This window comes from Streptomyces europaeiscabiei, assembly GCF_001550375.1.
Taxonomy (GTDB): domain Bacteria; phylum Actinomycetota; class Actinomycetes; order Streptomycetales; family Streptomycetaceae; genus Streptomyces; species Streptomyces europaeiscabiei.
Genome location: NZ_LRTR01000055.1, coordinates 1 through 20,246 on the forward strand (window position 1 = coordinate 1; position 20,246 = coordinate 20,246).

A 20,246-nucleotide genomic window follows, 5' to 3' on the forward strand; every position below is an offset into this window, starting at 1 on the left:
TCGCCCGCGTCGGCCCGGCCCCCCGCTTCGGAAGGGGCCGCGCCCCGTCCCGCAGCCGCTCGGCGAAGCCCGCCAACGCCGCGTACTGCTCCCCCAGCGCCGCCGGGCCCTCCCCCACCGGGTCCTTGAAGTAGAAGCCCAGCTCCGTCACGGGTCCCGTGAGGCCCGCTTCGTGGGCTCGGGCCAGGAGGCGGGCGAGGTCGAGGACCAGCGGGGCGGCGAGGGCGGAGTCGCAGCCCTGCCACGTGGTCTGGAGGACCATCCGGGTGCCGAGGAATCCGTCGAAGGCGATGTGGTCCCAGGCGGTCTTCCAGTCGCCGAGGGCGGGCACGTCGTCGATGTGGGTCTGGCCCTCGGGGGTGGCGCCCAGGCTGTCGGTCAGGACGCGTTCCTTGCCTGCGTTCTTGGCAGCGGCGGCGGCCGGGTCGGCGAGGGCGGCGCCGTCGCCGCCGCCGAGGAGGTTGGTGCCGGACCAGGCCCGGACGGCCAGGGCCCGCTGGGCGAACATCGGGCCGAGCACGGACCGCAGCAGGGTCTGGCCGGTCTTGCCGTCACGGCCCGCGTGGGGGAGGCCGGAGGAAGCGGAGAGCGGGGCGAGTGCCGGATGGTGGAGGCCGGTCGAGGGGGTGAAGTTGGCGTAGGGGCAGCCCGCGCTCAGGGCGGCCGCCGCGTAGAGGGAGCTGGGTGGCAGGGCTGTGCCGGTGGGCGTGGGTTCCGTGGAGGCGACGTTCACGACCACGGCTCGGGTGAGTCCCTTGCGCCGTACGAAGTCCTGGATGTCGGCCGTGAAGGAGGAGATCAGTTCAGTGGGGGTTCTCGTGTCGCCCGGGAAGGGGCCGCCGGGTTTGATCTCCTGTTCTGCAGCGGTCAGTTCGGCGGTGACGGCCGCGGGGAGCCCGTGCGGGAGGACGCCGCCGACGGCCAGGGCCTCGGCGCGTTTGGGCAGGGGGCAGTCGGCCGTGTCATGGCCGCCGAAGACGAGGGAGGAGAGCGGGGGCAGGCCGGAGTCGGCGAAGAGAGGGGTCTCGGTGACCATGCCCGTCGGGGTGCGCAGGCCCGCCGTGACGGCCGCGCAGCCTGCGACGACGGTGGTGGCGACGGAGCCGCGCGCCCCGATCAGCCAGACGCCGACGCTCGGTGGGGAAACGGACACGGACGCGGACATGGGCAGCCTCCTCGTCGAGCGAGTGGTCTGGAAAGCCGGGGCCCCTCCGAGGGGACGGGGGAAGAGGGGGAAGGGGGGAAGGGGGAGACGGCGGGCGGAGGTCCGGCGTCCCCCGCCCGCCGCCGTTCAGTCGCCCGGAGTGCGGGCCGCGGCCGATGCGGCCACGGTCCGTGCGGGCAGTTCCTTGATCCGGATGTCGCGGAAGGACACCTGGTCGTCGGCCCCGTGGTTCTGGATGCCGAAGTGTCCGTCGCGCAGGCTTCGTACCGGATCGGTGTTGGTGAAGTCGTTGATCTTCACGCCGTTGAGCCAGACGCGGAGGCGCTCGCCCTGCACGCGGATCTCGTACGTGTTCCACTCCCCCGGCGGGTTCAGTGCGCGGTCGCGCTTCCTGAGGTGGGCGGACCGGAAGCCGTAGACGGACCCGGTGGTCCTCTCGGGTACGTCCGTGGCGTCGATCTGGACCTCGTAGCCGTTGTTCACCGCCGACCAGGGGTCGCCCGACGGCGGGAAGCCCACGAACACACCGGAGTTGTCGTCGCCGGCCGTCCTCCAGTCGAGTTTCAGGGAGTACGACCCGAAACTCTGCCCGGCGTACCAGAGCATGCCCATGCCACCGGATGACGTGATCGTGCCGTCGTCGGCGAGCGTGAAGGACCCGGGGCCCGCCTGCCGCCAGGCGTCCAGCGAGGCCTGTGTCCCGTCGAACAGCGATCGGTAGCCGTTCTCCGGCCGGCAGTCGGCCCGGTCCTCGCCGATGGCCCACCGGATGCCGCCCAGCAGGTGCTGCCGGAAGGCGGGTTCGGCGAAGGACTCCTTGGTGTGGCCGCCGCCGGTGTAGAAGGCACGGCCGCCCTGGTACTTCTGGCACCAGGCGATCGGGTGGTCGCCGTTCATGGTGCCGCCGCTGTACGACGACTCGTCGAGCGAGGCGAGGACATGGGCCCTCTCACGGGGGTTGGAGCGGTAGTTGTACCACTCGTCCGTGCGGTTCCACGTCGCGCCCAGACCGGCGGTCGCCGGGTGGGCGTGGTCCTCGACGTCGACCGTCGCGGGCTGGATCGCGGGGTGCGACTGGAAGTACGCGCCCGCGAGCCCGCCGTAGAAGGCCCAGTCGTACTCGGTGTCGGCGGCCGCGTGGACGCCCACATAGGCGCCTCCGCGTTTGATGTACCCTTCGAACGCGCCCTGTTGGGCCGGGTTCAGGACGTCACCGGTCGTGGAGAGGAACACCACGGCGTCGTAACGCCCGAGGTTGCGGGTGGTGAAGGCGCCGGCGTCCTCCGTGGCGTCGACCGCGAAGCCGTGGGCCGCGCCCAGTTCCCGTACGGCGGCGACACCCTCGGGGATCGAGTCGTGGCGGAATCCGGCGGTCTTGGAGAACACCAGCACCCGGCGTTCGTCCGTGGTGCCCGCGGAGCGGCCCGCCTCATCGGACACGGCCGGTCCCGACACGCCTCCGATCAGCAGGGCAGCACCGGCCAGCGCGGTCAGCAGTCGTCGGTTCGTCGGCATGGCGCCCCCTCACCGCTTCGTGAAGGTGAAGTCGTCCACGTCGAACAGGCCACCGGAGTCGCTCCCCTTGAAGACCAGGTAGAGCGTGGTGCTGCCGCGCGGGCCCTTGGACAGGTCGGCCGAGACGTCCTGGAAGGTGTCCCAGCCGCCGGTCACCGGCACGGTGGCGCTGCCGAGGAGCGTGCCGGTCGGCGAACCGGCCCGGACCTCCAGCTTGCCGCCGGCGCCCCCGGAGGAGATCCGTGCGGTGAGCTTCTTGACGTCGGAGAGGACATACGGCTCGAAGGAGATCCAGTCGCCGTTGTCGATGTTCCCGACGGTCTTGCCGCCGTGGGCCGTGTCCTTCGACTGGACCGCGATGCCGGAGGAGTCGCCGTAGTGCTCGGCCTGGCGGTGGGTGGGCTGGACGACGTTCTGGTCGTGGGTGGTCAGCGGGGCCTGGCCGCCGCCCCCGCCGTCGGTGTACTCGGCGTCGAACACCCCGAAGATGTTGGCGTTCTCGTCGTGGCCGCCGTCGGCGCTGGTCTGGATGGTGCCGGTGCAGCCGTTGGCGGAGGTCACCGGGTGGCCGTGACTGTCGTGGCCGAGGACGAAGGTGACCTTGACCTTGGCGCAGTCGATCGCGCGGCCGTCCTCCTTGTCGCTCACCTTCACCTTGAACGGTACGGCGTCACCGAACGCGAACAGCTGCCCGTCCTCGGGCAGTCGCAGCTCTACCTCGGGCGCGGTGTTGCCGACCACGATCCGCACGCTCGCGCTGCCGGTGCGGCCCGTGGTGTCCTTGGCGGTCACGGTCGCGGTGTAGGTGCCGTTCGTCCGGTACGTGTGCTTGGGGTTCGCGGCCGTGGACGTTGCGCCGTCGCCGAAGTCCCAGCTGTAGGTGAGGGGGTCGCCGTCCTGGTCGCTGGTGCCCCCGGAGGAGAAGCGGACCCGCAGTTTCGCCTGGCCCGAGGTGCGGTCGGCCGAGGCGGCGGCGACCGGGGAGTGGCCGTCGGTGGCGTTCTCGATGCGGTAGAGGGCGGAGTGCTCGTCGCCGCCGAACCAGGAGATGCCGTAGTCGAGGACGTACAGCGCGCCGTCCGGGCCGAAGGCCATGTCCATGACCTGAGTGCCGGTCCAGGGCACATCGGTGATCGACCGCACGGTGCCGTCGCCGTCGCTGGTGATGCGCTTGATCCAGCGGCGGCCGAACTCGCCGGCGAAGAAGTCGCCGTCGTAGGCCTCGGGGAACTTCACCGGGGAGTCGAGCGCGGCGTCGTACCGGTAGACCGGGCCGCCCATGGGTGACTCCGAGCCGTCGCCGAACTCGGGGACGCTGGCCCCGTTGTACGGGATCCAGGCGGGCTCGGCGGGCGGCAGGTCGGTGAGGCCGGTGTTGTTCGGCGAGGTGTTCTTCGGCGCCGCGCAGTCGAAGGCCGCACCGGAGGTGCCGGTGGCGAAGTCGTAGTCGACGTATGCGTCGTTGTTTCCGGTGCAGTACGGCCAGCCGAAGTTGCCCGGCTTGGTCACGCGGGCGAACTCGACCTGTCCGGCCGGGCCGCGCGAGGCGTTGGCGGCGCCCGCGTCGGGGCCGTACTCGCCGACGTAGAGGATGCCGGTCTTCTTGTCGACGCTGAAGCGGAACGGGTTGCGGAAGCCCATCGCGTAGATCTCGGGGCGCGTCTTGTCCGTGCCGGGCGCGAAGAGGTTGCCGTCGGGGACGGCGTACGAACCGTCGGCGTTCACCTTGATGCGCAGGATCTTGCCGCGCAGGTCGTTGGTGTTGCCGGAGGTGCGCTGGGCGTCGAAGGCCGGGTTGCGGTTGGCGCGCTCGTCGATGGGGGTGAAGCCGTCCGACTGGAACGGGTTGCTGTCGTCGCCCGTGGACAGGTACAGGTTGCCCGCCGCGTCGAAGTCGATGTCGCCGCCGACGTGGCAGCAGATGCCCCGGGAGGCGGGGACGTCGAGGACCTTCGTCTCGCTGGCCTTGTCGAGGGTGCCGTCGGTCTTCAGGACGAAGCGGGAGAGCCGGTTGACACCGTCGAAGGGCGCGAAGTCGGCGGCCGTTCCGGTCTCGGGAGCGTCGCCGGCCGGGGTGTTCAGCGGGGGCGCGTAGTAGAGGTAGATGAACCGGTTGTCGGCGAAGCCCGGGTCGACGCCGATGCCCTGCAGTCCCTCCTCGTCGTGCGCGTACACGTCGAGCTTGCCGGCGACACTGGTGTTACCCGCCGCGTCGGTCAGCCGCAGTTCGCCGTCGCGTGAGGTGTGCAGGACCGAGCGGTCCGGGAGGACGGCGAGCGACATGGGCTCGCCGACCTCCGGTTCGCCCTTGGCGAGGGTGACCTGCTGGAAGTCCTCGGCAGCGGCGGACTTCGGGTCGGCGTCGGCCGCGCCCGCGGCCGGCGCGGTGAGCGAGAGCGAGGCGCCCGCGAGCAGCAGACCGCTCAACAGTGCGATCGGCCCGCGCACTCTGCGGCGTCTGAAGGGGCTGGTGGGGTGTCTGTCGTCGTACGGGTGCACGAAATGCCTCCAGGGAGGGGCTGGTCGTACGGAGGTGTACGGGTGTGTGCGGTACGCCGGGGTGCGCCGTCACCCCGGAGACATGACCGGGCCGTGGGGACCCGGTCGACAGGTGGCCCGATGGGCTGGGCCGGGCCTAGTGCCGCGGCACTAGTCGTTGCCGCCGAACGCCGCGTCGAAGGCGACCGACGGCGGTTCGAAGTCGTACGTCTTGAGGCGGGCCAGGGCCTCGGGGGCGCCCTGGAGCCGGTCCATGCCGGCGTCCTCCCATTCGACGGAGATCGGTCCCCCGTAGTCGATCGAGCGGAGCATCCTGAAGACGTCCTCCCAGGGGACGTCGCCGTGGCCCGCCGACACGAAGTCCCAGCCGCGCCGGGGGTCGCCCCAGGGCAGGTGCGAGCCGAGGCGGCCGTTGCGGCCGTCTAGGCGCTTGCGGGCCTCCTTGCAGTCGACGTGGTAGATCCGGTCGCGGAAGTCCCACAGGAAACCGACCGGGTCGAGGTCCTGCCACACGAAGTGCGAGGGGTCGAAGTTCAGGCCGAACGCCGGACGCCGGTCGACCGCCTCCAGGGCGCGCTGGGTCGTCCAGTAGTCGTACGCGATCTCGCTCGGGTGGACCTCGTGCGCGAACCGCACGCCCTGGGCGTCGAAGACGTCGAGGATCGGGTTCCAGCGCATCGCGAAGTCGTCGTAGCCGCGCTCGATCATCGACTCGGGGGCGGGCGGGAACATGGCGACCAGGTGCCAGATGGCGGAGCCGGTGAAGCCGATGACGGTGTCGACGCCGAAGGCGGACGCGGCCCGTGCCGTGTCGGCCATCTCGGCGGCGGCCCGCTGCCGTACGCCCTCGGGCTCGCCGTCGCCCCAGATACGGGCGGGCAGGATGGCGCGGTGTCGCTCGTCGATGATGGCGTCGCAGACGGCCTGGCCCACGAGGTGGTTGGAGACGGCCCAGCACTTCAGGCCGTACTTCTCCAGGAGTTGGTGACGGGAGTCGAGGTACGACGGGTCGGCGAGGGCTTTGTCGACCTCGAAGTGGTCGCCCCAGCAGGCGAGTTCGAGACCGTCGTAGCCGAAGTCGCGGGCGAGACGGCAGACCTCTTCGAGGGGCAGGTCCGCCCACTGGCCGGTGAAGAGCGTGAAGTCGCGCGGCATGTCCGGGCCTCCTCAGACCGCTGTGGGGGTGTGGGTCGGGGTGTAGACGGAGTTCTTCTCGGCGCTCTCCTCGACCGCCGCGAGCACGCGCTGCACCTGGAGCCCGTCGGCGAAGGACGGCTCGGGCTGCCGGCCCGCCGCGACGGCGTGCACGAGGTCGCGGGCCTGGTGCACGAAGGAGTGTTCGTAGCCGAGGCCGTGACCCGGCGGCCACCAGGCGTCCAGGTAGGGGTGGTCGGGCTCGGTGACGAGGATGCGGCGGAAGCCGGCGTGGGTGCCGGGTTCGGTGTGGTCGTGATAGGCGAGTTCGTTGAGCCGTTCCAGGTCGAAGGCCAACGAGCCCAGCTCGCCGTTGAGTTCGATGCGCAGGGCGTTCTTGCGGCCGGTGGCGAAGCGGGTCGCCTCGAAGGAGGCGACGGCGCCGGAGGCGAGACGGCCGGTGAACAGGGCCGTGTCGTCGACGGTGACCGCGCCGCGCCCGGCCGTGCCGCCGGAGGATGCGAGACCGACGGACACGCCGGCCGGGAGGGGCCGTTCGCGTACGAAGGTCTCCATCAGCGCGGAGACGCCGACCACCGGCTCGCCGGCCACGTACTGCGCCAGGTCGACGATGTGGGCGCCGAGGTCGCCGAGCGCTCCGGAGCCGGCCGACTCCTTGCGCAGCCGCCAGGTGAGGGGGAACTCCGGGTCCACGAGCCAGTCCTGAAGGTATGTCACCCGAACGTGTCGCAGGGCTCCCAGCCGCCCCTGGGCGACCATGCGGCGGGCGAGCGCGGTGGCGGGCACACGCCGGTAGTTGAAGCCGACCATCGCCAACCTGCCGCGCGCGTACGCCTCTTCGGCCGCCGTCGTCATCGCCTCCGCCTCCGCGACAGTGTTGGCGAGGGGCTTCTCGCAGAGCACGTGCTTGCCGGCGGCCAGCGCGGCCAGCGCGATCTCGGCGTGGCTGTCGCCGGGGGTGCAGATGTCGACCAGGTCGATGTCGTCCCGGGCGATCAGCTCCCGCCAGTCGGTCTCCGTCGTCGCCCATCCGTGCCGGTCCGCCATGGCCCGCACCGCGTCGCCGTCCCGCCCGCACACCGCGGCGAGCACGGGGTCGAGCGGCAGATCGAAGACCCGTCCCGCCGTGCGCCACCCCTGGGAGTGGGCGGCCCCCATGAAGGCGTAGCCGACCATGCCGACGCGCAGCGGTGGCTTGCCGAGGCCCCCGGAGAGCCCGGCGGCACGGGGGCCGGCCCCAGGCGTGGCCGGTCCCGACGAAACCCCGGCCGTGCCGGCCCCCGCGTCGGGCCCCGGCGCTCCTGCCTCCTCCGCCTCGGCCTGGTCGGGCTGCTGCGGCTGTCCCATGCGTGTGTCCTCCTCGTGGTCGCTGCGCGGTGTGAGGTGGGTCCTGACTCCGAATCCGGCGGCTTCGCGTTCCGGTCCCCGGGCCTCGAATTCCGGCCCTGGGTGCCGGGGCCTCGGTTACCGGCCCTCGGCTTCCGGTCCTCCGTGCCGGGCCCTCGGACTCCGGTCCTCCGTGCCGGGCCCTCGGACTCCGGTCCTCCGTGCCGGGGCCTCGGACTCCGGCCCTGGGTGCCGGGGCCTCGGACTCCGGCCCTGGGTGCCGGGGCCTCGGACTCCGAGCCTCGGACTCCGAGCCTCGGATTCCGGTCCCGGATTCCGGTCCTCGGTGCCGGGGCCCCGGGCCTTGCTGCCGGGTCCTCGGTCGTCCGTGCCCGGTTGTCGGCGCCCGGTCCCGGGTTCCCGGTCCCCCGGGCCTCGCCCCCGGCCCCCGCTCCCGGTGTTCGTTCCCCGTCAGGCCTGTCCGCCAGGACTCGTCACTTGAAGCCGGTGGACATGTACTGGTCGACGTTGTCCTTGTCGACGACGGCCGAGTAGAGCGTCAGCGAGGACGGGATCTCGAACTCGGCGAGGCCGCCGACCCCCTTGCCCTGGCCGAGGGCACGGGCGAGGTCGATGGCGGAGGCGGCCATGGTCGGCGGGTAGAGGACGGTGGCCTTCAACACCCCGTCGTCCTTCTTGATGGCCTGGAACGCGGACAGCGCACCCGCGCCGCCGACCATCAGGAAGTCGTCGCGCCCGGCCTGCTCGATGGCGCGCAGGGCGCCCACGCCCTGGTCGTCGTCGTGGTTCCACAGCGCGTCGAAGTTCGACTGCGCCTGGAGCAGCTGGGCCATCTTGGCCTGGCCCGACTCGACCGTGAACTCGGCGGCCTGCCGGGCCACCTTCTTGATGTTCGGGTAGTTCTTCAGCGCGTCGTCGAAGCCCTGGGTGCGCTGCTTGGTCAGCTCCAGGTTGTCCAGCCCGGCCAGCTCGATGACGCGGGCGTCGCCCTTGTCCTTGAGCTGCTCACCGATGTAGTGCCCGGCGTTGAGCCCCATGCCGTAGTTGTCGCCGCCGATCCAGCAGCGGTACGCCTGCGGGGAGTTGTAGATCCGGTCGAGGTTGACGACGGGGATGCCCGCCCGCATCGCCTTGAGACCGACCTGGGTGAGCGCCTTGCCGTCGGCGGGCAGCACCACCAGGACGTCGACCTTCTTGTTGATGAGGGTCTCGATCTGCCCGATCTGCTGGGCGGTGTCGTTGGAGCCCTCGGTGATCTCCAGTGTGACTTCCTCGTACCGCTCGGCGCGGCTCTTGGCGTTCTGGTTGATCGCGTTGAGCCACCCGTGGTCGGCCTGCGGTCCGGCGAAGCCGATGGTGACCGCCTTGCCGGGCTTGTCGTCGGCGGCCGGCTGCTCGCCCGCGGCCGGGTCACTCTTGGCTTCGTTGCTGGTGCAACCGGCGAGGAGGGCGCCGGCCGAGACGGCGGCGGTTCCGAGGAGCAGTCTTCTGCGGCTGGAGTTCTCTGGCATGGCGGTGGACCTTTCCCGTGTCGGCTCTTCGGTGTCTCAGGTCGTGCTTGCCGTGCGTCGCTGGACCAGGACCGCGGCGACGATGATCGCGCCCTTGGCGATCTGCTGGACATCGCTCTGCAGGTTGTTGAGCGCGAAGATGTTGGTGATCGTGGTGAAGATCAGGACGCCGAGGACGGAGCCGGTGATGGTGCCCCGGCCGCCGCTGAGCATGGTGCCGCCGATGATCGCGGCGGCGATGGCGTCGAGTTCGTAGAGGTTGCCGTTGGTGTTCTGGCCCGAGCCGGACAGCACGATCAGCAGGAACGCGGCGATGCCGCAGCACAGCCCGGAGAGCAGGTACAGGTAGAGGCGCTGGCGGCGGACGTCGATGCCCGCGAGCCTTGCCGCCTCCGCGTTGCCGCCGACGGCGACCGTACGCCGGCCGAAGGTCGTGCGGTTCAGCAGCAGCCAGCCGATGACCGTCACGACCGCGAAGACCAGGACGAGCGGCGGGATGCCGAGGACGTAGGCGTCGCGCTCGCCGAGATCCAGGATGGCGTCGATGCCGACGACCTGGGTGCTGCCGTCGGTGATCTGCAGGGCGAGGCCGCGGGCCGAGGCGAGCATGGCGAGGGTGGCGATGAAGGGCACCACGGCGCCGTAGGCGATGAGCAGCCCGTTCACCAGGCCGCAGCCGACGCCGACGATCACCGCCGTGAAGAGAACGCCGGCGAAACCGTACTCCTGGGTGGCCACGGTGGTCGCCCAGACGGACGCCAGGGCGACGATCGCGCCCACGGAGAGGTCGATGCCGCCGGAGGTGATGACGAAGGTCATGCCGACGGTCACGACGCCGATCACCGAGGCCTGGGTGAGGACGAGTTGGAGGTTGCGGGTGTCGAGGAACTCGTCGGGTCTGGTGACGCCGCCGATGACGATCAGCACGGCGAGGACACCGAGGAGCGACAGGGTGCGCACGTCGGCGCGGAACACGAGGGCACGCCAGGCGGGCGGCTCGCTGACGGGTGTCACCTTGTCTGCGCCCCTGGGCGGGGACACGGGCTGGGTCATGACGCCGGGCTCCCTTCACCGGTCACGGGGCTCCCCGCACCGGCCACCGGGCTTCCCACACTGGCCACCGGGCTTCCTTCCATCACGAGGTCGAGGACGCGGTGCTCGTCGAGTTCACGGGCGGGCGCGGCGTGCACGACCCGGCCCTCGCGCAGGACGAGCACCCGGTCGGCGAGGCCGAGCACTTCGGGCACCTCGCTGGAGACCAGCAGTACGGCGAGGCCTTCGTCGGCGAGCCGGCGGACCACCGCGTACAGCTCGGCGCGGGCGCCCACGTCGACGCCCCGCGTCGGCTCGTCGAGCAGCAGGATCCGGCAGCCGCGCAGCAGCCAGCGGGCGAGCACCGCCTTCTGCTGGTTGCCTCCGGAGAGGGTGCGGACCGGTACGTCCGGGTTGTCGGGGCGCAGGGACAGCTCGCGGGTCGCGGCCCGCGCGGCGCGGTGTTCGGCGCCCCGGTCGATCCAGCCGGCGCGCGCGAAGCGGGACATCGACGACACGGAGACGTTTCTGGTGACGGACTCCAGCATCAGCAGCGCCTGCGCCTTGCGCTCCTCGGGGGCGAGTCCGAACCCGGCCCGTACGGCGGCGCGTACGCTGCCGAGACGCAACTGCTTGCCGTCAACCAGGACTTGACCGGCGGTCGGCTTGCGGGCGCCGTAGACGGTCTCCAGGATCTCCGACCGTCCCGAGCCGACGAGTCCGGCGAGGCCCACGATCTCGCCGGGCCGCAGCTCCAGGTCGAACGGCTCGAACTCGCCCGCACGGGCCAGCCCCCGCACCTCCAGCACGGGTGTGCCCCCCGTCGGCGGCACGGGCGGCCGGTCGGGGAAGACGTACTCGACGTTCCGCCCCGTCATCAGCGCCACGACCTCGCGCGTGGGCGTGGACTTCGCGGGCAGCCCGCCCGCGACGGCCCGCCCGTCCTTCAGCACGGTCACCCGGTCGCCGATCCGCCGGATCTCCTCCAGACGGTGCGAGATGTAGACGACGGCCACCCCGGCGGCGGTCAGGTCACCCACGATCCTGAACAGGTTGTCGACCTCGTCCGGGTCGAGCGCGGCCGACGGCTCGTCCATCACGATCAGCCGTACGTCGTGGGAGAGCGCCCGCGCCATGGAGACGATCTGCTGCTGGGCGGCCGACAACTCGCCGACGAGCCGGGACGCGTCGACCTCCGGGTGCCCAAGTCGTGCGAGCAGAGCGGAAGTCGATGCCCGAGCCGCCTTCCCGCGTACGACGAAGCCGGCGGAGGTGGGCTCATGGCCGAGGTGGACGTTCTCGGCCACCGACAGGCCCTCCACCAGGTCGAGTTCCTGGTAGATGGTGGCGATGCCGAGGCGCATGGCGGCGATCGGGGACTTCAGGGTGACGGGCTCGCCCCGCCAGGTGATCGTGCCGTCGTCGGGCTGGTGGGCGCCGGCCAGGACCTTGATCAGGGTGGACTTCCCGGCGCCGTTCTGGCCGAGCAGGCAGTGGACCTCTCCGGCCTGGACGTCGAGGTCGACGCCGTCCAGGGCCCGGACTCCGGGGAACGACTTGGTGATGGCGGACATGGTGAGCAGCGGTAATTCTGGTGCCATGAGTTCCCCTTGGCGGGCGTGCGGGCCGGTTTCAGGGTGAATCCGCTTGCTGGGCCTACGTGTTCGGGCAGGGCGGAGCAGGGCGCGGCGAAGCAGGACGCCGTGCCGGTGGTCGTCGCTGTCGGTGGGGAAGGCCGCGCGCTCGCGGGCCTACGCGGGTGAGAACAGGTGGTCGCTGATGAGGCGGGCCGCGCCGATGACTCCGGCGGTGGGCCCCAACTCCCCCAGCACGATGGGCAGATTGCCGGTCGCGAGGGGCAGTGACTGGCGATAGACCTGGGTGCGGATGGCGGCGAGCAGGGTGTGGCCGAGGCCGGTCACCCCGCCGCCGATCACCACCAGGCCGGGGTTGAAGAAGCTGACGAGTCCGGCGATGACCTGGCCGGTGCGGTTGCCGCCCTCGCGTATCAGGTCGAGCGCGGTGGCGTCGCCGGCGGCGGCCGCGGCGGCCACGTCGACGGCGGTCAGGGTGCCGTGGGCCTCCAGCCGGGAGGCGAGTTCCGCCGAAAGCCCCTGCTGGGCGGCGTCCTTGGCGTCGCGTGCGAGCGCGGCGCCGCTGAAGTGGGCCTCCAGGCAGCCCCGGTTGCCGCAGGCGCAGGGGCGGCCGTCCGGTACGGCGAGGATGTGGCCGATGTCGCCCGCGCTGCCCGTCACACCGCGGTGGACCTCACCGCCGACGACGATGCCGCAGCCGATGCCGGTGCCGATCTTGACGCAGAGGAAGTCGCCCACGGAACGGGCGACGCCCGCGTGCTGCTCCCCCATCGCCATCAGGTTCACGTCGTTGTCGACCATGACGGGGCAGCCGAGTTCCTGGCTGAGCGCCTCGCGCACCGGGAACCCGTCCCAGCCCGGCATGATCGGCGGGGCGACGGGGACGCCCTCGGGGAAGCGGACCGGTCCGGGGACGCCGATCCCGGCGCCGTCGAACCCTTCCGCGAGCCCCGAGGCCTTCAGCTTGGCGGCCATGGACAGCACTTGCTCGAAGACGGCGACGGGGCCGTCCCGTACGTCCATGGGCTGGTTGGTGTGGCCGAGGATCTCCAACTCGGCGTTGGTGACGGCCACATCGATCGAGGTGGCGCCGATGTCGACGCCGAGGAAGCGGAGTTGGGGGGCGAGTCGGATGTTGTGCGACCGGCGACCACCCCGCGAGGCGGCGAGCCCGTCGGCCACGACCAGTCCCGTCTCCAGAAGCCGGTCCACCTCCACGGCCAGCTTCGACCGCGAGAGATCGACCCGGTCCCCGAGCTGCGCCCGGGAGTTGGGCCCACCGTCCCGCAACAGCCGCAGCAGCCGCGCCTGATGCGCGTTCGCGGGTCGAGCCGTCATACGTCTCACTGGCCCCTCCCCGCCTCGCACGGCCTCTACGTCGGTCAGGTTCCGGCCGCCTCACCGCGACCGACCTTTCGCAGGGGAACGTAGCAGCGACTACCGGGGCTGGGAAGAAGTTGCGTAGGAATTGCCGTCAACTTTCTCCACTGAGAGGACAAAGAGGGGTGTGCGGAGCCGATGAGGATGCGGAGCGTTACGTCAGCGTTGGGATCGGCTGCCGCCGACCGCGAACCAGGCCGACGGGTTGTACACAGCCAGTTCCTCAACGTCCTTCGACGCGACGATTTCGCGCCGTCGATTCAGGGTGTGCTCCTGCTTGTACACAACCAAAAAGCCGTGCGCCAGTAGCTCGTAGTGGTAATGACACGCTTCCTTGCCCTCCGTCTCGTCATCGAGCCGGAGGCCATCGCGGCCGCGGTCATTGAACTGGATCCATACGGTCATGCCGCGAACCTAGCCCGCCGGCCGACCTCTGCGCCCGCTACTTCTCCCGCTCGTGATACGTCTTCCGCGTGTGCTCCGTATGCGCCCGCATGATCTCCGTCGCCCGCTGCTCGTCGCGGGCCGAGATCGCCGTGATGAGGTCGCGGTGTTCGATCCAGGACTGGTGGCCTCGCTGGCGGGCGACGGGCGTGTAGTACCAGCGGACCCGGCGGTCGACCTGGGCGGCGAGTTCGGCGAGGACCGTGTTGCCGGCGAGTTCCATGACCTTGGCGTGGAAGCGGGCGTTCATGGCGACGGCCGCGTCGACGTCGTCGGCGGCGACGGCCCGCTCACCCTCCGCGCAGAGTTCCTCCAGGGTCGTGATGCCCGCCGTGCCGGTGTTCGCCGCGGCGAGGCGGGCGGCCTCGGCCTCCAGCAGGGTGCGGACCGTGAGGAGCTGGTCCGCCTCCGCCTCCGTCGGCTCGTGGACGAAGGCTCCCTGGGCGGGCCGGAGGTCGACCCAGCCCTCGGTGTTGAGGCGCTGCAGGGCCTCGCGGACGGGCTGCCGGGACACTCCGAGGTGCCCGGCGAGTTCGCTCTCGACCAGGTGCTGGCCGGGGCGCAGCGCGCGCGTGGTGATGAGTTCGAGCAGGGCCTCGTAGACACGGTCGCGCAGCGGGCCGGGGCGTTCGAGCTTGGGCACCGCCCCTTGCGGTAGTCCTGTCGACAACATCGGGTCCCCCTCCAGAGCACCACTGGGTGTACTGCACACGGAAAGTCAACGGCCCGTACTGGAAAGAACTGGAAAGTCCGAGTCAACAGCCAGTATGGATTGTCTTTCGTCTACAGTCTACGACTTGCGATGGCCAGGGAACCGACGAGTACGCCTCGTCACATCGTCGTGAGGGGCACCACGAACGCCCTGCTCACGGGCAGCGGACCACCTGTCCCGCATACGACAGGTTGCCGCCGAAGCCGAACAGCAGCACGGGGTCGCCGCTGGAGATCTCGCCGCGTTCGACGAGCTTGGAGAAGGCGAGCGGGATGCTCGCGGCCGAGGTGTTGCCGGACTCGACGACGTCCCGCGCGACCACGGCGTTGACCGCGCCGATCTTCGCGGCGAGGGGCTCGATGATGCGCAGGTTGGCCTGGTGGAGGACGACCGCGGCGAGGTCGGCGGGCGTGAGTCCCGCCTTCTCGCAGGCCGCGCGGGCGATGGGCGGCAGCTTGGTGGTGGCCCACCGGTAGACGCTCTGGCCCTCCTGCGCGAAGCGCGGCGGGGTGCCCTCGATGCGTACGGCGTTGCCCATCTCGGGCACCGATCCCCACAGCACCGGCCCGATGCCGGGCTCCTCGGCGGCCTCGACGACGGCCGCGCCCGCCCCGTCCCCGACGAGGACACAGGTCGTGCGGTCGGTCCAGTCCGTGACCTCGGACATCTTGTCGGCGCCGATGACGAGCGCCCGGGTGGCCGCGCCGGCGCGCACGGCGTGGTCGGCGGTGGCCAGGGCGTGGGTGAACCCGGCGCAGACGACGTTGACGTCCATGGCGGCCGGGTTCGGGATGGAGAGCCGGTTCGCGACCCGGGCCGCCATGTTCGGGGAGCGGTCGATGGCGGTGGAGGTGGCGACCACGACCAGGTCGATGGCCTCCGGGCCGAGGCCGGCCGAGGCCAGGGCCTTGGCCGCGGCGTGGCCGGCCAGCTCGTCGACCGGTTCGTCGGGTCCTGCGATGTGCCGGGTGCGGATGCCCACGCGGCTCGTGATCCACTCGTCACTCGTGTCGACCAGGCCCGCCAGGTCCTCGTTGGTGAGTACCTTGGCGGGCTGGTAGTGGCCGACGGCGGCGATTCGCGAGCCGTTCATGGGTGGTTCCCCTCGTTGCCTGTGGTCAGCGGGATCCACCAGTCTGATCAGTGACTCGCGGGTACGAGGGCGGGTGAGGCGACAGTAAAGCGTGGCCCGAGTTGTGGGCTTCTGTCAGACCTCAGGCCGGCTCCAGGGCGTCCGAACACTCACCCGGTGAACAATTGCGTAGCCTTTCGTACAAGTTCGTACAGTCCGTAGGCGAGCGGTACCCCCACCCACACCCAGGCAAGGACGATCAAGGGGCGCCGGTCAGGCGGATTCGGACTGGTGTCGCTGGACGACATCGGCGGCCTCCCTCGGGGCGGGGATGTGGAAGCGGGGGTTGACGGGCCGGACCAGTTCGTTGGCGACGAAGCCGATCACGAGCAGCCCGATCATGATGAAGAAGGACGTGCCGTAGAGGTCGGGGCCGGACTTGCCCGCCTCCTCCTGCCGGTCCGCGATCCAGTTGACGATCAGCGGTCCGAGGACGCCGGCCGTGGACCAGGCGGTGAGCAGCCGGCCGTGGATGGCGCCGACCTGGTAGGTGCCGAAGAGGTCCTTGAGATAGGCGGGGATCGTGGCGAAGCCACCGCCGTAGAAGGACAGGATGACCAGGGCGCAGACGATGAACAGCGGCTTGGAGGAGTCGCCGAACAACGCGATCAGCAGGTACATCAGCGCGCCCACGCCCAGGTAGACGCGGTAGATGTTCTTGCGCCCGATCAGGTCGGACGTCGACGACCAGACGATCCGGCCGCTCATGTTGGCCGCGGAGAGCAGCGCGACGAAGCCCGCGGCCGCGGTGACGGAGACCGGGGTGGAGGATTCGGCGAAGAAGTCCGTGATCATCGGGGCGGCCTTCTCCAGGATGCCGATGCCCGCGGAGACGTTCATGCAGAGGATGACCCACAGGCACCAGAACTGCGGGGTGCGGATGGCGTCGCGGGCCGAGACCTGCGGGCCCTCCAGCACACTCGGCCCGGAGTCGACCGGCTTCTCGGTGCGCGGCACCCGGACCAGCAGCACACCGAGCAGCATGAACACGGCGTACGACAGTCCGTGCACCAGGAAGGCGACGGCGATGCCGGAGGAGTCGGAGCCGAAGGACTCCAGCATCTGCGCGGACCACGGCGAGGCGATGAGCGCGCCGCCGCCGAAGCCCATGATCGCGATGCCGGTGGCCATGCCCGGCCGGTCCGGGAACCACTTGATCAGGGTGGAGACGGGCGAGATGTAGCCGATGCCGAGGCCTATGCCGCCGACGAATCCGTAGCCGAAGACGATCAGCCAGTACTGCTCGGTGGCCGCGCCGAGCGAGGCGATCAGGAAGCCGGAGGAGAAGCAGATCAGCGCCACGGTCATCGCCCAGCGCGGCCCGTTGCGCTCGACGAGGGTGCCGCCGAACGCGGCCGACAGACCCAGCATGACGATGCCGAGCTGGAAGGGCAGTGCGCTCTGCGTGCCGCTGAGGCCGAGCGCGGATTCGAGCGGAGGCTTGAAGACGCTCCAGGCGTAGGCCTGCCCGATGGAGAGATGAACGGAGAGCGCGGCCGGGGGAACGAGCCAACGGCTCCAGCCCGGGGGTGCGACGGGGGGACTCATGATCCCGGACGGTAGGGAGTGACAGGAGGGTTGAAAAGGCGGCGCGTCGACCGTATGCGGTGAGCGGTATCCACCGCGCGCCGAACGGTCGTTCCCCGGCCACTTTCGGCTTCGACTCCAGGCCACGCCCCCTCGGCAGGCCCTGGGCCCCTCTCGTGCGGCACGTCCCGGTCACCTTCACGTCCGGGCAATGCCTTGCCCGTCCGTTGCGCGAACCCTTGCTGGGCCCAGTTCCATACTGTAGACAATATTCCGTCGACAGAGTTCGGCAGTTCCTCGGTACCCTCGACCGAACGGAGCTCCCTGATCATGAAAGTCGCAGTTCTCGGCGCCGGTGCGATCGGCGCCTACGTCGGCGCCGCGCTCCACCGCGCCGGCGCGGACACGCATCTCGTTGCCCGTGGACCGCATCTCGCGGCCATGAGGCGGGACGGGGTGCGTGTGCTCAGCTCCCGCGGGGACTTCACCGCCCGCGCCCACGCCACCGACGACCCGGCCGACATCGGCCCGGTCGACTTCGTCTTCCTGGGCCTCAAGGCCAACTCGTACGCGGCGTGCGGGCCGCTGATCGAGCCCTTGCTGCACAGCACCACGGCGGTGATCGCCGCCCAGAACGGCATCCCCTGGTGGTACTTCCACCGGCACGGCGGCCCGCACGACGGCCACCGTGTGGAGAGCGTGGACCCGGCCGGCGCGGTCAGTGCGGTGCTCGCGCCCGAACGGGCCGTCGGCTGTGTCGTCTACGCGGCGACCGAGCTCGAAGGACCAGGTGTCGTACGGCACTTGGAAGGCACCCGCTTCTCCATCGGCGAGCCGGACCGTACGGTCTCGGCGCGCTGCCGGGCGTTCAGCGAGGCCATGGTGGCCGGCGGCCTGAAGTGTCCGGTGGAGCCCGATCTCCGGGGCGACATCTGGATCAAGCTGCTCGGCAACATCTCGTTCAACCCGATCAGCGCCCTGGCCCGCGCGACCATGCGGCAGATGTGTCTGCACGGCGGCACCCGCAAGGTCATCGAGACGATGATGACCGAGACGCTGGCCGTCGCCGAGGCCCTGGGCTGCGAGGTCGGCGTCTCCGTCGAACGGCGGATGGCCGGCGCCGAACGCGTCGGCGACCACCGCACCTCCACGCTCCAGGACCTGGAGCGTGGCAAACCGCTGGAACTCGACGTCCTCCTGGCCGCCGTCGTCGAGCTGGCGGACATCACGGGTGTCGAGGTGCCCACACTCCGCACCGTCCACGCCATCTCGGACCTGCTCGCGCTGAGGAGTGCCGCATGAAGAGCATGAGGAAACGGCAACCGAAGACCTACACCAGGCTCACCCACCCCCTCGTCCGCGACTCCCGCGACGAGCCGTTCCGGCAGGCGAGTTGGGAGGAGGCCCTGGACCGGGCCGCCAGGGGCATCGCGCGCAACCGCGGCGCGTTCGGCCTGTTCTCCTGCGCCCGCGCCACGAACGAGATGAACTACGTGGCGCAGAAGTTCGCCCGCGTGGTCATGGGCACCAACAACGTCGACTCCTGCAACCGCACCTGTCACGCGCCGAGCGTCGCCGGTCTCTCGGCCGCCTTCGGTTCGGGCGGCGGGACCTCCTCGTACGAGGAGATCGAGCACACCGACGTCATCGTGATGTGGGGCTCCAACGCCCGCTTCGCCCACCCGATCTTCTTCCAGCACGTGCTGAAGGGCATCCACAACGGCGCCCGGATGTACGCCGTCGACCCGCGGCGGACGTCCACCGCCGAGTGGGCGGAGAGCTGGATGGGGCTGAACGTCGGCACCGACATCCCGATGGCCCACGCCATCGGCCGGGAGATCATCCACGCGGGCCTCGCCAACGAGGCGTTCGTCGAACGGGCGACCACCAGCTTCGAGGAGTACAGGGCGCTCGTCGAGCCGTGGACACTGTCGCTGGCCGAGAAGGTGACGGGCGTACCGGCCGCCGCCATAAGGCAGTTGGCGCACGCGTACGCCCGTGCCGAGCGTGCCCAGCTGTGCTGGACGCTCGGCATCACCGAGCACCACAACGGCACGGACAACGTCCGGGCGCTGATCAACCTGTCGCTCCTGACCGGCCATGTGGGCCGCTACGCCTCGGGGTTGCAGCCCCTGCGCGGCCAGAACAACGTGCAGGGCGGCGGCGACATGGGCGCCATCCCCAACCGGCTGCCCGGCTTCCAGGACATCCTCGACCCTGACCACCGACTGAAGTTCGAGTCGGCGTGGGACACCGTCATCCAGCCGCATTACGGGCTGAACCTGACGGAGATGTTCGAGGCCATGGAGGAGGGCTCGCTGAAGGCCGTGTACTGCATCGGGGAGAACCCGGCGCAGTCCGAGGCCGACAGCGAGCAGGCCGTACGGCGGATGGGGGAGCTGGACTTCCTCGTCGTCCAGGACATCTTCCTGACGAGGACGGCCCAGCTGGCGGACGTCGTGCTGCCCGCGACCGCCGGGTGGGCGGAGACGGACGGCACGACCACCAACAGCGAACGCCGGGTGCAGCGGGTACGCCGTGCCGTCACCCCTCCCGGGCAGGCCCGCGAGGATATCGACATCATCTGCGACCTGGCCTCGCGGCTCGGGCACGAGTGGAAGTACGCCGACGCCGAGGCCGTCTGGAACGAGCTGCGTTCGGTGTCGCCGGACCACTACGGGATGACGTACGAGCGCCTCGCGCGGGAGCAGGGCATCCAGTGGCCCTGCCCGGACACCGACAAGCTCGAACCGCCTTATCTGCACGGCCGGTTGTGGGATCCCGACCCGGCGAACCGGGGCCGGCTCGCCCCCTTCGGGATCGTCCAGCACGATCCGCCGGTGGACCTGACGGACGAGCGGTTCCCGATCCGGCTCACCACCGGGCGGCGGCTGGACTCGTACAACACCGGTGTGCAGAGCGGCGGTTACGCCTCGCCGCTCAGACGCGGGGAGTACATCGAGCTGTGTCCGGAGGACGCGGAGCGGTACGGGGTCGTGGTGGGCGAGGAGGTCCAGGTCTCCTCGCGGCGCGGGTCGGTGGTGGCGCCGGTGTGGATCGACCTCGCCCTGCGGCCCGGCCTCGCCTTCATGACCATGCACTTTCCCGACGAGGTGGACACCAACCAGCTGACGATCGAGGCGAACTGCCCGATCGCGGGCACGGCGGAGTTCAAGGCGTCGGCGATCCGGATCGAGAAGCTGCCCGTCGCGACCATCGTGAGGTGACGTAA

The 20,246-nt window shown here is 70.7% G+C and carries 16 protein-coding genes; 2 read left to right on the forward strand and 14 right to left on the reverse strand.

Annotated elements, in window-relative coordinates:
* From AWZ10_RS02480 to AWZ10_RS02540, 14 genes are all read right to left on the reverse strand, one after another.
* Positions 1–1,165: inositol-3-phosphate synthase (locus AWZ10_RS02480; protein ID WP_060890336.1), on the reverse strand; the 1,165-nt coding region annotated here is incomplete at its 3' end.
* Positions 1,166–1,291: 126 nt separating this feature from the next.
* Positions 1,292–2,680: a ThuA domain-containing protein gene (locus tag AWZ10_RS02485; protein WP_060890337.1), complete on the reverse strand. Its 1,389-nt coding sequence runs from the start codon at positions 2,678–2,680 to the stop codon at positions 1,292–1,294.
* 9 nt (positions 2,681–2,689) lie between these two features.
* Positions 2,690–5,179 carry a PQQ-dependent sugar dehydrogenase gene (locus tag AWZ10_RS02490; RefSeq protein WP_060890338.1) on the reverse strand — a complete coding sequence of 830 codons (2,490 nt, stop codon included), beginning with the start codon at positions 5,177–5,179 and terminating at the stop codon, positions 2,690–2,692.
* A 150-nt stretch (positions 5,180–5,329) separates the two neighbouring features.
* A complete protein-coding gene (locus tag AWZ10_RS02495; protein ID WP_046708265.1) occupies positions 5,330–6,334 on the reverse strand; it encodes a sugar phosphate isomerase/epimerase family protein in 1,005 nt (334 codons plus the stop codon).
* Positions 6,335–6,346: 12 nt separating this feature from the next.
* Positions 6,347–7,681, reverse strand: a complete 1,335-nt coding sequence (locus tag AWZ10_RS02500) for a Gfo/Idh/MocA family protein (protein ID WP_046708266.1) — start codon at positions 7,679–7,681, stop codon at positions 6,347–6,349.
* Between the two features lie 473 nt (positions 7,682–8,154).
* Complete coding sequence (locus AWZ10_RS02505; RefSeq protein WP_060890339.1) at positions 8,155–9,192, reverse strand: substrate-binding domain-containing protein; 1,038 nt, start codon at positions 9,190–9,192, stop codon at positions 8,155–8,157.
* A gap of 36 nt (positions 9,193–9,228) precedes the next feature.
* A complete protein-coding gene (locus AWZ10_RS02510) occupies positions 9,229–10,245 on the reverse strand; it encodes an ABC transporter permease (protein WP_060890340.1) in 1,017 nt (338 codons plus the stop codon).
* Entirely contained in the window at positions 10,242–11,825 is a 1,584-nt protein-coding gene (locus AWZ10_RS02515) for a sugar ABC transporter ATP-binding protein (RefSeq protein WP_060890341.1), read from the reverse strand. Before AWZ10_RS02515 ends, AWZ10_RS02510 begins: the two co-directional genes overlap by 4 nt.
* A 150-nt stretch (positions 11,826–11,975) precedes the next feature.
* Complete coding sequence (locus tag AWZ10_RS02520) at positions 11,976–13,157, reverse strand: ROK family transcriptional regulator (protein ID WP_046704201.1); 1,182 nt, start codon at positions 13,155–13,157, stop codon at positions 11,976–11,978.
* A 201-nt stretch (positions 13,158–13,358) separates the two neighbouring features.
* A complete protein-coding gene (locus tag AWZ10_RS02525; protein ID WP_046704200.1) occupies positions 13,359–13,604 on the reverse strand; it encodes a hypothetical protein in 246 nt (81 codons plus the stop codon).
* Positions 13,605–13,641: 37 nt separating this feature from the next.
* On the reverse strand, positions 13,642–14,316 hold the full coding sequence (locus AWZ10_RS02530; protein WP_046704199.1) for a GntR family transcriptional regulator: 675 nt from the start codon (positions 14,314–14,316) through the stop codon (positions 13,642–13,644).
* Positions 14,317–14,509: 193 nt separating this feature from the next.
* Positions 14,510–15,448, reverse strand: a complete 939-nt coding sequence (locus AWZ10_RS02535) for a beta-ketoacyl-ACP synthase III (protein WP_037704327.1) — start codon at positions 15,446–15,448, stop codon at positions 14,510–14,512.
* Between the two features lie 149 nt (positions 15,449–15,597).
* Positions 15,598–15,735: an MFS transporter small subunit gene (locus tag AWZ10_RS55685; protein ID WP_421673654.1), complete on the reverse strand. Its 138-nt coding sequence runs from the start codon at positions 15,733–15,735 to the stop codon at positions 15,598–15,600.
* A complete protein-coding gene (locus tag AWZ10_RS02540; RefSeq protein WP_046704198.1) occupies positions 15,701–17,035 on the reverse strand; it encodes an OFA family MFS transporter in 1,335 nt (444 codons plus the stop codon). The genes AWZ10_RS55685 and AWZ10_RS02540 overlap by 35 nt, the downstream gene beginning before the upstream one ends.
* Before the next feature lie 309 nt (positions 17,036–17,344).
* Between AWZ10_RS02540 and AWZ10_RS02545 the strand changes: the two genes are divergently transcribed.
* Both AWZ10_RS02545 and AWZ10_RS02550 read left to right on the forward strand, forming a co-directional pair.
* A complete protein-coding gene (locus AWZ10_RS02545) occupies positions 17,345–18,316 on the forward strand; it encodes a 2-dehydropantoate 2-reductase (protein ID WP_046704197.1) in 972 nt (323 codons plus the stop codon).
* Positions 18,317–18,321: 5 nt separating this feature from the next.
* Positions 18,322–20,241, forward strand: coding sequence for a molybdopterin oxidoreductase family protein (locus AWZ10_RS02550; protein WP_060890345.1), 1,920 nt, complete (start codon positions 18,322–18,324; stop codon positions 20,239–20,241).
* The last annotated feature ends 5 nt before the right edge of the window (positions 20,242–20,246 follow it).

What these genes read in the sequence shown, in the direction of transcription:
- AWZ10_RS02485 (WP_060890337.1), bottom strand. Translation starts at nt 2,680, where the DNA reads ATGCCGACGAACCGACGACTGCTGACCGCGCTGGCCGGTGCTGCCCTG.
- AWZ10_RS02495 (WP_046708265.1), bottom strand. Translation starts at nt 6,334, where the DNA reads ATGCCGCGCGACTTCACGCTCTTCACCGGCCAGTGGGCGGACCTGCCC.
- AWZ10_RS02500 (WP_046708266.1), bottom strand. Translation starts at nt 7,681, where the DNA reads ATGGGACAGCCGCAGCAGCCCGACCAGGCCGAGGCGGAGGAGGCAGGA.
- AWZ10_RS02505 (WP_060890339.1), bottom strand. Translation starts at nt 9,192, where the DNA reads ATGCCAGAGAACTCCAGCCGCAGAAGACTGCTCCTCGGAACCGCCGCC.
- AWZ10_RS02510 (WP_060890340.1), bottom strand. Translation starts at nt 10,245, where the DNA reads ATGACCCAGCCCGTGTCCCCGCCCAGGGGCGCAGACAAGGTGACACCC.
- AWZ10_RS02515 (WP_060890341.1), bottom strand. Translation starts at nt 11,825, where the DNA reads ATGGCACCAGAATTACCGCTGCTCACCATGTCCGCCATCACCAAGTCG.
- AWZ10_RS02520 (WP_046704201.1), bottom strand. Translation starts at nt 13,157, where the DNA reads ATGACGGCTCGACCCGCGAACGCGCATCAGGCGCGGCTGCTGCGGCTG.
- AWZ10_RS02525 (WP_046704200.1), bottom strand. Translation starts at nt 13,604, where the DNA reads ATGACCGTATGGATCCAGTTCAATGACCGCGGCCGCGATGGCCTCCGG.
- AWZ10_RS02530 (WP_046704199.1), bottom strand. Translation starts at nt 14,316, where the DNA reads ATGTTGTCGACAGGACTACCGCAAGGGGCGGTGCCCAAGCTCGAACGC.
- AWZ10_RS02535 (WP_037704327.1), bottom strand. Translation starts at nt 15,448, where the DNA reads ATGAACGGCTCGCGAATCGCCGCCGTCGGCCACTACCAGCCCGCCAAG.
- AWZ10_RS55685 (WP_421673654.1), bottom strand. Translation starts at nt 15,735, where the DNA reads ATGTCGTCCAGCGACACCAGTCCGAATCCGCCTGACCGGCGCCCCTTG.
- AWZ10_RS02540 (WP_046704198.1), bottom strand. Translation starts at nt 17,035, where the DNA reads ATGAGTCCCCCCGTCGCACCCCCGGGCTGGAGCCGTTGGCTCGTTCCC.
- AWZ10_RS02545 (WP_046704197.1), top strand. Translation starts at nt 17,345, where the DNA reads ATGAAAGTCGCAGTTCTCGGCGCCGGTGCGATCGGCGCCTACGTCGGC.
- AWZ10_RS02550 (WP_060890345.1), top strand. Translation starts at nt 18,322, where the DNA reads ATGAGGAAACGGCAACCGAAGACCTACACCAGGCTCACCCACCCCCTC.